The following is a 12,561-nucleotide window of genomic DNA, read 5'->3' as shown; positions in this document are numbered from 1 at the left end:
AGACGATGACTAAACTTAATATTGGTTTTATCGGATTAGGAAACATGGGCGGCCCTATGGCGGCAAATTTAGTAAAAGCGGGGCACACAGTCACTGTTTTTGATTTAAACCAGTCGGTCGTAAGTGAACTTGCTAGCCAGGGGGCTAAAGCGGGCGTTGATGCAGCGCAATGTGCCACCAATGCCGACGTTCTGATCAGCATGTTACCTGCAGGCAAGCATGTTAAATCGCTATACTTAGGTAATAACGATAACAATGGACTAATTGAGGTTTTAAGCGAAAATACCTTAGTGATTGACTGCTCTACAATTGATGCCGAATCGGCACGCGTTGTAGGAAATGCACTTGACGAGCAAGGTATACGGTTTGTTGATGCACCGGTTTCAGGTGGTGTAGCCGGGGCAACGGCAGGAACGCTTACGTTTATCGTGGGTGGTGAACAAACCGCATTCGAAAAAGCAAATACCGTATTAGTAGATATGGGTAAAAACATATTTCATGCTGGCGATATTGGTGCAGGTCAAGTTGCAAAAATATGCAACAACATGCTGCTTAGCATATTAATGGCAGGCACAAGTGAAGCCATTCAAATGGGTATTAATAATGGGTTAGATCCAAAAGTGCTGAGCGATATTATGACTGCAAGCTCAGGTCGAAATTGGACATTAGAGTTATATAATCCGTGTCCAGATGTAATGGAGACAGCACCGGCTAGTAATAATTATAAGCCAGGTTTTATGGTTGACTTAATGGCAAAAGATTTAGGTCTTGCCATGGAAGCGGCTCAACAAAGTAATTCATCAACACCAATGGGTTCAATGGCAAAAAACTTGTACACTATGCTTCAGCATCAAGGTGCAGGCAGTGATGACTTTAGCGCCATATTTAAATTGTTTTCGAAGTAGGAGTAAACCGTGGAAATTAAAAATAATACGGTAGTAATCACAGGTGGGGCGCAAGGTTTAGGTTTCGCTATGGCGCAAAAGTTTGCAGCTATGGGCGCAAATATTGCACTTATTGACATGGCACAAGATTTATTAAACAACGCATGCGAGCAACTAAACCAGCTTGAAGGCGTAAAAGGTATAATTAAAGGTTACGCTGTTAATGTGACTGTTGAAAGTGAAGTAGAAAACGTATTTAGTACCATTAACAATGATTTTGGCCACATTAGTGTGCTTATTAACAACGCTGGTATTTTGCGTGACGGCATGTTCATAAAAGCTAAAGACGGAAAAGTGGTTAAAAAAATGTCGCTAGAGCAATTTCAATCAGTGATTGATGTTAATCTTACCGGCGTATTTTTAGCAGGGCGCGAAGCTGCAAGCCACATGATTGAATCAGGCAAAGGCGGCGTCATAGTTAATATGTCGAGCGTAGCGCGCGCGGGTAACATAGGCCAAACAAATTACGCGGCATCAAAAGCCGGTGTAGTGGCACTTACCACCACATGGGCTAAAGAACTTGGCCGTTTTGGTATACGCGTAGGCGCTATTGCACCAGGTGTAATAAGCACCGCCATGACCGACGCCATGAAGCCAGAAGCCAAACAACGTATGCTTGCGGTAACACCCGTAGGGCGCTTGGGTGAAAGCGACGAAATTGCCCATACCGCACAGTACATAATCGAAAACGACTTTTTCACCGGTCGCGTGGTTGAAATAGACGGCGGTATTCGTTTGTAAATTAAGTTTTTTACGTTTGAATTTAAAAAGCATGGCGCTTATAGGCTGTGCTTTTTTGTTTTAAATCGGGGAGATTTATAATCTTGAAAAAGGGCTAACAACCCCGTTGGCACCTTGTTGTAGTACATGAGTAGGATATCCGCTGTATTAAAACGTTGATCATTTTAGCGCTCTAAATAACTCATTAACTGCGTTAAAAACTTCTCATGTAGATAAACTATATAACTAAGTTTTTGCCTTGTTACTGAGCTATTTATCTGTCGCTATAATTGCTCACTAATTCAATGCAGCGGGTATTATTTGTGTTGTACGCACATCGTTGTGACCTAGCTGTGTTTGTACTGTACGAATATCAGCGCCGCTTTGCAGTAGATGCGTAGCAAATGAGTGTCGCAAAGTATGTGGGGTAACGTGTTTATTAATATGTGCTTTTGTTGAAGACAGTTTAACAGCCTTTCTTACCCCTGAATGATCTAAGTGGTGACGTCTTATTTCTCCTGTTTCAGGGTCCGTACTTAATTTATGTGATGGGAACAGAAACTGCCATTGTAAAGACTTATTAGCGCTTGGGTATTTTTTACTAAATCGATGAGGTATCCATACACCGGCGTACGCATCATTTTTTAAATCTAACTCTAAATATTCATCAACTTGAATTATTTGATTTCTTAGCATTGGTATTAATTCTTCAGCAAGTGTCACAATACGATTTTTATTACCCTTGCCGTTCCAAATGCGTATATTTTTATAGTCGAAATCAATATCATGAACTCTTATATTTACTGCTTCCATCAGCCGTAAACCACTTCCATAGAGCAGGCTTGCTATCAAATAATGTCGTTTATTTATATTTCTAAAAAATAGCGATACCTCCGTCTGTGTAAGTACGACAGGCAGTTTCTGTTGGCGGTTACTTTTAACGAAATTTAAATCTAATGAAAGCTCATTCTTAATAATATGTTTATATAAAAAAGCAAGTGCATTTAAAGCGGTTGCTTGTGTTCTCGCTGCCACTTTTTTAGTGACTGTTAAGTGATTTAAAAATATTTCTACTTCATTATTGCCCATACTGGTAGGGTGCCGCTTATTATGAAAATGGATATAGGCAGTAATCCAAAATACATAAGTTTCAATATATTTTTTAGCATAGTGATGGCTATACATATAGTTGATAATACTATTAAGAAAAGGGCTTTAGTTTTCATTTTAAATCTCAATAAGCTGTATGTACATACAGTGTTGGCGTTTTTCCTCCTAAGTCAAGAAATGAGGACGTTTTCCTCTTTCCTGCATATAATTAAAAGAGCAGCCTGACTTAAAGTTTAAAGCTGGCAATGTGTTACAGGATTTGTTATTAATATGAAAAAACAATTAAGGGGACATGCATTGCTCATAAAAAGAGGAAAGTGTCCTCTGATAAAGCTGTTATAAGAACAAGGATGTATCGGTGAAATATCTAATAATTACTATATTTTCTGCTTGTTTAGTTGGGTGTGTTTCAACGATGCCCAAAGCTGGCATTAGCCAGACCTATAATCATGTAGGCGCTAAAGTTACTTCGCCTAGTGAGCCAAACTGGTATTTGATGAAACACACTGATCCAAGTGTAGTTTTTGGTAAAGAATATTCCGACAAATCTGAAACTGCTATAGCAAATACTTACCTTTACTGGATTGGTGAATTTCCTACAGACAAAGAATTCTTTGACAAAGTTATTGAGAGTAGAAAAACCTTTGATAACAAAGCTCGCTTTAAACAACTTGAATTAAATTATGAAACGCTCACATTTAAAGGGCGTCCTTGCTTAAAGTATAGTGGTGTTGCCGAAGACCACGGAGACAAGGGGCTAGAGTCAAAAGACTTCCAATACTTTAAAAATCAAGGTTATATTTGTCGTACTAACTTAAATCAAACTACAGCTTTATTAATGGAAGTATCACATCGCTCAGATAATAAGGAGTTTCCACAAAGCTTGGACAATGTAGCGCTAGAGTTTTTCAATAATATTGAACTTACGGCGTATTAGTTCTTATAACAAGGCATTAAAGCTGGACTCGCAACAGTTTGCTCGGTTCCGCTTCGCTTCACATTTTAGCAAACTATTACTCACCGCTTAATGCAGCGTTATGTTGCGGGAGTAACATGGAAAGTAATTTAGTTATTTCTTCGATTTGGGAAGATGAATCTTTATTTGAAGTAAAAGTTTATGGCTCTAATGGAAAATTCACTGGGGAAGCTGCTTGTTATACAAATCGTGATAATATTTTAGAGCTAGCTGAAATTTTAGAGGTTTTTCCACAGAAACTGTCGGATTCTTTTAACTTTTCAACAGGAAAAAATGATGGCATCTCTTACTTTTCAATCTCAGGCTTTCGTACCGATGGTTCAGGACATATCTTGCTAGCTATTGAAATCGCCCATATCGTTAGCTTTACAAATGCGAGAACCCAAAACTATAAAGCGTCGTTTGATCTCCGAGCTGAGCCAGAAGGGGTCAATCAATTCGGCAGGCAATTGAGGAAAGTTGCCTGTGAGCCACTAGGCAAAACCGAGGCTGTATTAAACAATGCAACATAACAAATACATCAAGCGGATTTTGGCAAGAGCGGCCAAAACCGCTTATTTAAAGCGTTATATTCACTAAGGTAGTATCGAGTAAATGGATGAACCAGATATCAAATTAGAGCGTCCTCTTTTTTATAATTCTCCTTTTGGGCTGAGATTTGAAATAGGTCCATCAGACCAAGAAATATGGAACGATGAGAATAAAAAACTAAATAGAAAATACTTTTCCGTAGCATTAGAAAGGGCAATGAATATTTTCCAAGGCGTATTCGACCCAAGTGATAACATTGAGATCGTGTATCAAATTTTTTCTGACGGCCGTCGAAAAATAAAGAAACGTAGCTTTATATTCAAACAAGTCAAATCACTTGCTAATGCCAATATTGATTTATCTGATCACAGAGATATCTATTCAGAAGATTTAGATTACAAATGTGAATGTTGGAAACGAGTTACCATTTCAGGTATCACGGCTTCTGAAATAGATACGGTTCAATTATTTAAAGCTGCAATTAATACTGACTTTCCTAGCTTAAAGCCTCAGTGTAATGGTGAGTGTTACTTCATAAATAGAACAAAGCAGCTAGTATTAAACCTCTATGATGATCGCGGTATGGATATAGTTTCGAATAACAAAGAATCGTTAAATGGTCTGTATAAAAGTCATAATAATTTGATACTTGATTACGATCGTGAAAGCATCGACAAGATGTTCTCGTGAATATAACAAGTCATTCAAAAGGACAATGCTCCTCACCCGTTTTAGTGGACACCTCCTCATCACTTTGAGGAGGCTAACATGCCTAGATATACCCAACCTAGAAAGACTTGGTTTTACCCCGTTAATTTCAAAATCAAAGCAGTCGAACTAAGCTTACGAGACGATGTCATGTCAAAGGACGTTGCCGAGGCGCTGGATATTCATCCGTTAATGCTTAGTCGTTGGCGAAAAGAGTATCGAGAAGGTAAGTTTAAAAACACGCCGCGCCATCAAAGCAACAACAAAACAATGAGTAAACTCCCAACAAAAAAAGAGCTGGATAACATTCAAAAGCTTAAGAAAGAAAATGAGCGTCTCAAGCAGGAGAATGACCTGCTAAAAAAGTGGCAACGGTATCTGGCGGAAGTACATCAGAACGATTTGGATTCATCCAAAAGTTCGGACAAGCCTTAGGCGTCAAATACTTGTGTTCTTGGCTTAATGTGTCGCGTAGTGGGTTCTATGCTTGGCGTGAGCGTACAGTGTTAGCTAGAGCGCTGTCAGATGCTAATTTGTTGCTGAAGATAAAACACGTCTTCAATGTCAATCATCAAACCTATGGTAGCCCACGCGTATTTCATGCGCTAAAAAAAGAAGGTGTAAACACAAGCCAAAAACGTGTTGCCCGCTTAATGCGAGAAAACGGTTTAAGAGCTAGGGCGCTTAAGACTTACAGTAAACCGGCGAAGGTTAAGTTCTTTTATAAAGAGATAGAAAATAAACGCAAAGATAGTGAAAAGGCCACAGCAATCAACCAACAGTGGTCTGGCGATATTACGTATTTAAAAGTCGGGGCTCGTTGGCATTACCTTGCAGTGGTTATCGACTTATATTCACGTCGAGTAATCGGCTGGGCGTTTGGTAAAAACAAAACAACGGAGCTTACGTTAAAGGCGCTAAGGCTTGCGATAAAAAAACGACAGCCAACAGAAAGTGTATTATTTCACACTGACCGAGGTGCAGAATACCGTGCTCACGTTGTACAAAAGTATTTGGCTAGCAAAAACATCAAAGCCAGTATGAATAGGCCTGGGTGTTGTACTGACAACGCAGAAGTCGAGTCGTTCTTTCATTCGCTTAAAGCAGACTTAATTCGAGGAAATAAATTTGAGAGTAGCGGTAAACTATTATCAAAATTAAAGGTTTACCTAAATTACTTTTACAATAGACAGCGATTGCATTCGAGTTTAGGATATAAATCACCTGCCGAGTTTGAATCGGCAGTTAATTGAAACGTGGACGGTGTCCACTTTATCGGGTGAAGATCACAAAAAACAGTGGCTGTTTTCGTTCCTCAACATTTTAGCCAACAATTTTGCCCATTTTTAGGGCGTTATGTGTAAAGGTATGTTTTGAGCGAAGTCGAAGTTAAGAAAAGTTTCAAAGTTATATTTACTGGTGTATTTAGTGCAGTATTAACTGCTGGCTTTTTGTTTGTTGTTAGCTTTGCGTTAATACCCGATTTTGGCTTTTCAGTAGCAGGATTTTTTGGCTCGTATTATTTAAACGTTAAAGGTTTACTAGTTTCGGCAATTGTTTTTTATGCCTTGTGGGCTGCATATAAAAAGAATGAACAATATTACGTAAAAAAACATTTAGAAGAACAGAAGTAATTTACACATAACAAGCTGTTTAACAAGGAAAAAATACAGTTGGTATTTGCTCCTTCGTCGCTTATTTTAGCCAACTATATTTTGCCCATTAACAGGGCGTTATATTTAAAGGGAACATATGAACCAAAGGGGTCAAATCTTGACTTCAGACATCAAAGAGCGAACTGTACGAGTATTGGTTAGCAAACAAAGACTGAAGACTCAGAAACTCATTCAATTTTAGCGGTTTATTACTTTTAAACACACGTTGATTTTTTAAAACAGTAACTTTAGGTTGCTGTTTTTTTATGCCTAGTATTTAAGTTTATTTTAAGTTTATTTTAAGTTTGCTCAGTTATTGTAACTAATACTTAAATTCCAGAATCATTAAACCATTAATTTGACTTAGTAACTCATTAGTTTGTAACTCATTCTATGTTTCAGATCATCAAAAAGAAAATGATTAAAGGTTAGCCTGTAAACATATACTCATACGCATAAGTGAGCTTTTAACTTTAATTCGTTTTTTAGGAGTTATTATGAATTTTAAAAACACAACGACTCATTACAATACACTCTCTATGGCCTTACACTGGCTTATGTTTATTTTAATTGTCACTGTTTACGGCAGTATAGAACTACGTGAATTATTTGATAAAGGCACTGAAACCCGTGATGCCTTTAAAATGTGGCACTTTATGTTGGGTTTATCTGTGCTAGCTTTAGTTAGTGTGAGGTTAGTTGCGAGTCTGGTGGGTGGTGCAGCACCTGCCATACAACCTGAGCCTGCAAAGTGGCAAAATAAATTAGCTACATTTGTTCATATTGCGCTGTATGTGTTTATGTTTGCTATGCCTATAGCTGGTTGGTTAATTTTGAGTTTAGCAGGTAAACCCATCCCGTTTTTTGGTTTAGAGTTGCCTGCGTTGGCCTCTCAAAACTTTGAACTTGCTAAAAGTATTAAAGAGATACATGAAATCGCAGGGGAAGTGGGTTATTACGTAATAGGTTTACATGCGGCTGCGGCTTTATTTCACCATTATGTTTTGGCTGATAATACGGTATCGCGAATGCGTTTGCCAAAATACTAGAAATAATAAAATGAACGGAGCCGACCTTTAAATTTGCCTTTAATGTTTGGTGACTGATATTTAGCTGGTACATCCTTAAACGTTGCGTTTTTTAAATTAAACTATTTGATTGCGTTAGTTGCAAAGAACCAAATGTTGCTCTTTTAGCTTTAAAAGCTTTAGTTAGTATTTTTATAATTATTGGGTTAATGTTTGCTAAATTCAATTTTTGAAGGCAAGGGTATGGAATTTTTATATCATATTTTAAACTGGGGTTCCCCTTTAGGTTTGGGGTTATTCTTTTTTCTTTCATGTGCTGGCACTGGCATACTATTTTGGGGTTTATCTCAATTTAAAAAAAGCTCTACCACTAATCAATAACGTGGTTTTTTTAGTTGGGCCTTTGTTTGAACAACATTTACCGTTTAATTTCTCAAAGGCCTTAGTTAAAACGCTTTATATTAATCCTGAATATTTGTTACTAATACCGTCCTTATAAACTGCGTTGGTTTTGTGAGTGTACAATAGATTTTATTTGCATAATTTGTAATTGAGCCACATAAACAATTTACCAAAATAGTCCCGCGCTCTTATTTAGTTTCTCAATATTAAAAATATTATTGGGCTATCTATGTTCTGTTCATTTTTGTTTAGCTAATCTGTTATAACTAACTTCATAATAATAAAGTGCATTTGGTACTTACAAAGCGAACAAATGAACAAAATAAAATCGTTGATTACTCAATTTATTAATGCAATGCAAAAACGACCGGGCTTATTGGCTGTTTTAGCGTTTTGCTCTGGTATTGCAAGCTACGTACTTGTTGATAGGAAGGAGTCGTTTGCGCAAGTTGTTGCTTTAGTTTTACTTATAAGCTGGTTGTGGTTAATTGTAGATAATTGGCTTCGTGATAAAGTTGAAGAAAGATTTGGTGTGAGTGTTTCACCTAATGTAACACGCTTTGCTCTACAAATGATTCAGCAAGAGAGTTTGTTTTTTGCGCTGCCATTTTTTTTAGTTGTTACCCAGTGGGACCATCCTCAAGCAGTATTTACATCACTTATTATTTTGTGTGCGGTTGCATCGGTTATTGATCCCTTCTATTACAAAAAATTAGCTAAAAATAGAACGCTATTTACGGTGTTTCATAACTTTGCTTTGTTTGTAGTTTTACTTGTTACATTGCCTATTTTGTTTAGCTTAACAACCAGCCAAAGTTTAGCTGCTGCACTAGTTATAGCCGTTGTATTAACATTACCTAGTCTTACTAATTTAATGCCTAATGCGCCATGGTGGCGTTTACCTATTTTAGCAATAATTTTATTCATTTTGAGTGTAGGCATATGGCAATTAAAAAGCTTTGTCCCACCTGCCGCGCTGCACCTAACAAGCATTACATTAGCGCATGAGGTAAATGAGCAAAGTAAAAAACCGATAGGAAATATTAACTCGTTAAATGAACGCTCGTTACACGCAAAAGGGCTTTATACATGGACAGCGGTAAAAGCACCGCGAGGGTTAAACGAAAAGATATTTCATGTATGGACACACAATAAAAAGCAGGTAGATAAAATAGCGCTTAATATCAGCGGTGGGCGTAAAAGTGGTTATAGAGCATGGACACACAAAGTAAATTTTCCACAAAACGCGGCAGGAAAATGGCAAGTTAAGGTTATGACTGAATCAGGCCAGTTAATTGGTTTAACTAAATTTACGGTGACGCATTAAAACAAGTTGCACAAAAATGTGCTTAAGCATAAATAAATAAATAGGGACTGTACGTATTAAAAAATTATTGTTAACTATCAAAGGGCTTGATAGGCTGTATTAGTAAATTTATTACATTTATTAAGCAAGGAAGAACGATGAACAGTGATGTTTTAATACCTCATATACCCGAACCAACAATGTCTGCTTTGGCTACAAAAATATATGTGACTGAGGGGCAACACGTAAAAAAAGATGACACATTACTTGATGTGGAAACTGATAAAGTTGTTCTTGAAATTGTTGCCATGGCTAACGGAGTTGTCACCAAGATAAATATAAATGAAGGTGAACAGGTTAGCTCAAACCAAGTGGTGATGCAGTTTGAATATGACGAAGTAACTGAGGAGTTAATACAAGCCCCTTTGAGTGATAAACCTGCATTTCAAAATAACACCAGCGACGCAGACCAAATTAACACCCATGATATTCAGAGCTCAGTCACTGAAACACCCATTCATAATGAAATAATAAATCTAGATGCAACGATTGATGATCCCAAACAGGCTTGCTTGGATAAACATAATGATACGCCACATACAGAGTCTAAAATAGACACCAATGCACAGCTACCTCAAGAAGTAAGCCATACTGGTGAGAGTAAAGGGGTGTTTTATACGGTTGCTGTACTAGTGGTAGGCATTATTATTGGTGTAACAGCGAGTCACTTTTTATTTAATTAGTGGAGTAAACGCCAAAAGCGTGGGCTTTTGGCGTAAAATAAAATTAGTTAGCTAATAGCCATTCGCTTAACAAGCGTACACCATAGCCTGTGCCGCCAGGTGATAGTTCACCTTTTCCTTTTTTAACTAACGCATTACCTGCAATATCAATATGAACCCAACGGGTTTCACCCGCAAAATGCTCTAAAAACGTTGCTGCAGTGGTTGCGCCAGGTCCGCCAGACCCTACGTTTGTTATGTCGGCAATGTCTGATTTAAGCATATCTTTATAACCTAATGGTAAACGCCATAGGTTTTCGTTTACCTGCTCGCCAGCAAGTGTTAGCTGATTTACGAGTGTGTCGTCTTTTGAGAAAACTGCCGCATACTCGTTACCAACGGCACGAATTTTTGAACCAGTAAGTGTAGCCACATCAATCATTATGCTTGGGTTGAAGTGCTTACGTGCATACCACATTGCATCACTTAAAACTAAACGGCCTTCGGCGTCGGTGTTGAGTATTTCAACACTTAAGCCTTCAGCTGTTCGAACAACATCGCCAGGCGCTACTGCAAATTGCGAAACCATATTTGCCGCCATGCCCATTACAGCTACAACGTTTTTGTCGGCTTTGGCCATAGCCATTGCTTTAACCGTACCGAGTACAGCTGCAGCGCCTGCCATGTCTGATTTCATACGCGCGATAGATGCACCTGTTTTAATACTATAACCGCCCGAGTCGAATGTTATACCTTTACCTACTAATGCAACGGGATCGTCGTTAGAGCCTTTATAATGTGCAACGACTAAGCGAGCACCCTGATCGCTACCGCGGCCAACGGCTTCTAATGCGCCCATACCAAGCTCTTTAAGTTGTTCAGGCTTTAAAACTGTAATGGTCACGCCTAACGATTCAAGCTCTTTTGCAGCATTTGCAAAATCAACTGGCGTCATTTCAGTGGCTACTTCAGAGGTAAGATCGCGTGCTAAAAATACACCGGCCTGAATACTTTCTAGCTGTTTATACGTCGCTTTCGTCTTTTTTGTGCTATCGACATCAAACGAGTAAGTCACTGTTTGCGTGCTAGGTGTTTGTTTGTATTTTTCAAAGCGATGGTCACGCAGGTTTGCGCCATGCGCAAAGTTTGCAGCTAGTAAATGGTTTGCATCAACACCCGTTACATCGTCAAATAATACATTGGCGGTATCTGCTTTATATTTAACTAATTGAGCGTGCACGTTTCCGCCTAATTTAGCAATGCGTGCTTTATTTAACTCGTTCTGTTTACCAGTTCCGACAACTAATATACGTTTGTAGTTACTATTAAGTGGGGCAATCAGCTGTGTTGTTTTGGCGTATTTACCTTCAAAGTTTTCAACATCAATTATACGTTGCAGCTGTCCATTAAATTGTTTGTCGAGGTTTTTAAATTGGTTGTTTTTTCCATCTTGGCTATAAAACACAATTAATGTGTGTGCATCGTTGTCTACTTTAGAAGAAAACGAAAACTGTGCTGCGTGTGTATTTAAACTAGCGCTTAGCGCCAGTGTTAAGAGAGAGGCCTTAATTATGTGTTTCATCGTTCACCTAAGATTAACTTAAAACTGTTTTTTACCTATTTTTGAGTACTTAGTTAAGTGCGATAAGCTGAAACGGCAATTAAGAGCGACGTATAACGGCATAAAAAATACGTTATAAATTTATTTGCATGTCGGTGATACTAGGCTTAATGTAAAACAAAATGTTTACATGGAGTTATATTATGAAGTTTTTATTGTTTTTAGGCACTGTGCGTGAGAGCTCCCCCCCTAAACCAGTACGTCTTGGAAGTAGAGTTAGTAAAGCATGTTTATTGTGTTTGCAGTCACACTTTAGTGAACATGAATTTGAAATAATTGATGCGTTAGATTACCCAAACGACGCTGTATTTAAACCTCACTTTGCATATAAACAGCACAATGCCCCCACTAAACTTAACAATTTGGCCGATAAAATTAAATCTGCTGATGGCTACATAATGATCAGCCCTGAATATAATCACTCTATGAGCCCTGCATTAGCTGATCTTCTCAATCATTTTGGTAGTTCACTGTTTTCGTATAAACCCAGTGCGATTGTTTCTTATTCTGCTGGGCAGTGGGGTGGGGTTCGTGCCGCAATTAGTATGCGCACTTTTTTATCAGAACTTGGGTGTTTACCAGTATCGTCGATGATTCATGTTCCAAAGGCACAGGATGTGTTTAACGAGCTTGGAGAGTTTGCTACTGATGATGATCAGACCTCGTGGTTTAACTATTTTTCTCGTACATTTAATCAATTAATATGGTGGGCTGAGGCCGCTAAAATACAGGCTGAATGTAAAAACCCTCATAATATGATTGCAAGCTTTAAAACAAACCCCGCGCAGCGAAATGCGCCTAAAACAGCTACTAATTAAGTTATTGTAATTTAAATTAT

13 protein-coding genes are annotated in these 12,561 nt (G+C 38.1%); 11 read left to right on the top strand and 2 right to left on the bottom strand.

Translation table 11 applies throughout. From position 1 onward, the window contains the following. Positions 1 to 5: 5 nt before the first annotated feature. The gene (gene mmsB / locus AC27JL_RS09590; RefSeq protein WP_487195497.1) at positions 6 to 905 is read left to right on the top strand and encodes a 3-hydroxyisobutyrate dehydrogenase; all 900 of its coding nucleotides are present in this window, start codon (positions 6 to 8) and stop codon (positions 903 to 905) included. Positions 906 to 914: 9 nt separating this feature from the next. After that, positions 915 to 1,685 carry an SDR family oxidoreductase gene (locus tag AC27JL_RS09585; RefSeq protein ID WP_487195496.1) on the top strand — a complete coding sequence of 257 codons (771 nt, stop codon included), beginning with the start codon at positions 915 to 917 and terminating at the stop codon, positions 1,683 to 1,685. A gap of 276 nt (positions 1,686 to 1,961) precedes the next feature. Here the strand turns inward: AC27JL_RS09585 and AC27JL_RS09580 are convergent, their stop codons facing one another. Further along, the gene (locus AC27JL_RS09580) at positions 1,962 to 2,849 is read right to left on the bottom strand and encodes an integron integrase (RefSeq protein WP_487195495.1); all 888 of its coding nucleotides are present in this window, start codon (positions 2,847 to 2,849) and stop codon (positions 1,962 to 1,964) included. A 283-nt stretch (positions 2,850 to 3,132) separates the two neighbouring features. On the opposite strand from AC27JL_RS09580, the gene AC27JL_RS09575 reads away from it, so the two are divergent. The 8 genes from AC27JL_RS09575 to AC27JL_RS09540 all read left to right on the top strand — a co-directional run bounded on the left by AC27JL_RS09575 (position 3,133) and on the right by AC27JL_RS09540 (position 10,123). Then, a complete protein-coding gene (locus tag AC27JL_RS09575) occupies positions 3,133 to 3,711 on the top strand; it encodes a hypothetical protein (protein ID WP_487195494.1) in 579 nt (192 codons plus the stop codon). A gap of 116 nt (positions 3,712 to 3,827) precedes the next feature. Continuing rightward, positions 3,828 to 4,262 (top strand): hypothetical protein, encoded by a 435-nt coding sequence (locus tag AC27JL_RS09570; protein WP_487195493.1) that lies wholly within the window; start codon positions 3,828 to 3,830, stop codon positions 4,260 to 4,262. 82 nt (positions 4,263 to 4,344) lie between these two features. Beyond that, a complete protein-coding gene (locus AC27JL_RS09565; protein WP_487195492.1) occupies positions 4,345 to 4,971 on the top strand; it encodes a DUF3885 domain-containing protein in 627 nt (208 codons plus the stop codon). Between the two features lie 78 nt (positions 4,972 to 5,049). Next, positions 5,050 to 6,242, top strand: a protein-coding gene (locus AC27JL_RS09560) for an IS3 family transposase (RefSeq protein WP_487195491.1) whose coding sequence is annotated in 2 segments (ribosomal slippage) — positions 5,050 to 5,355 and positions 5,358 to 6,242 — 1,191 coding nt in all. Because the reading frame shifts where the segments join, the coding sequence is not laid out codon by codon here. A gap of 120 nt (positions 6,243 to 6,362) precedes the next feature. Then, on the top strand, positions 6,363 to 6,623 hold the full coding sequence (locus tag AC27JL_RS09555; protein ID WP_487195490.1) for a hypothetical protein: 261 nt from the start codon (positions 6,363 to 6,365) through the stop codon (positions 6,621 to 6,623). A gap of 518 nt (positions 6,624 to 7,141) precedes the next feature. Continuing rightward, a complete protein-coding gene (locus tag AC27JL_RS09550; protein WP_487195489.1) occupies positions 7,142 to 7,693 on the top strand; it encodes a cytochrome b in 552 nt (183 codons plus the stop codon). Between the two features lie 694 nt (positions 7,694 to 8,387). After that, entirely contained in the window at positions 8,388 to 9,401 is a 1,014-nt protein-coding gene (locus AC27JL_RS09545) for a DUF5924 family protein (protein ID WP_487195488.1), read from the top strand. 137 nt (positions 9,402 to 9,538) lie between these two features. After that, positions 9,539 to 10,123, top strand: a complete 585-nt coding sequence (locus AC27JL_RS09540; RefSeq protein ID WP_487195487.1) for a lipoyl domain-containing protein — start codon at positions 9,539 to 9,541, stop codon at positions 10,121 to 10,123. Between the two features lie 43 nt (positions 10,124 to 10,166). Here AC27JL_RS09540 and AC27JL_RS09535 read toward each other — a convergent pair whose 3' ends face one another. Beyond that, positions 10,167 to 11,684 (bottom strand): leucyl aminopeptidase, encoded by a 1,518-nt coding sequence (locus AC27JL_RS09535; RefSeq protein WP_277054421.1) that lies wholly within the window; start codon positions 11,682 to 11,684, stop codon positions 10,167 to 10,169. Between the two features lie 182 nt (positions 11,685 to 11,866). Between AC27JL_RS09535 and AC27JL_RS09530 the strand changes: the two genes are divergently transcribed. Further along, positions 11,867 to 12,541 (top strand): NADPH-dependent FMN reductase, encoded by a 675-nt coding sequence (locus AC27JL_RS09530; RefSeq protein WP_277054422.1) that lies wholly within the window; start codon positions 11,867 to 11,869, stop codon positions 12,539 to 12,541. Positions 12,542 to 12,561: the final 20 nt, after the last annotated feature.

Source organism: Pseudoalteromonas sp. 4NS20-0020 (assembly GCF_057554385.1).
The sequence above is the reverse complement of the archived record's forward strand: the minus strand, read 5'-3'. Positions and strand labels throughout refer to the sequence as shown.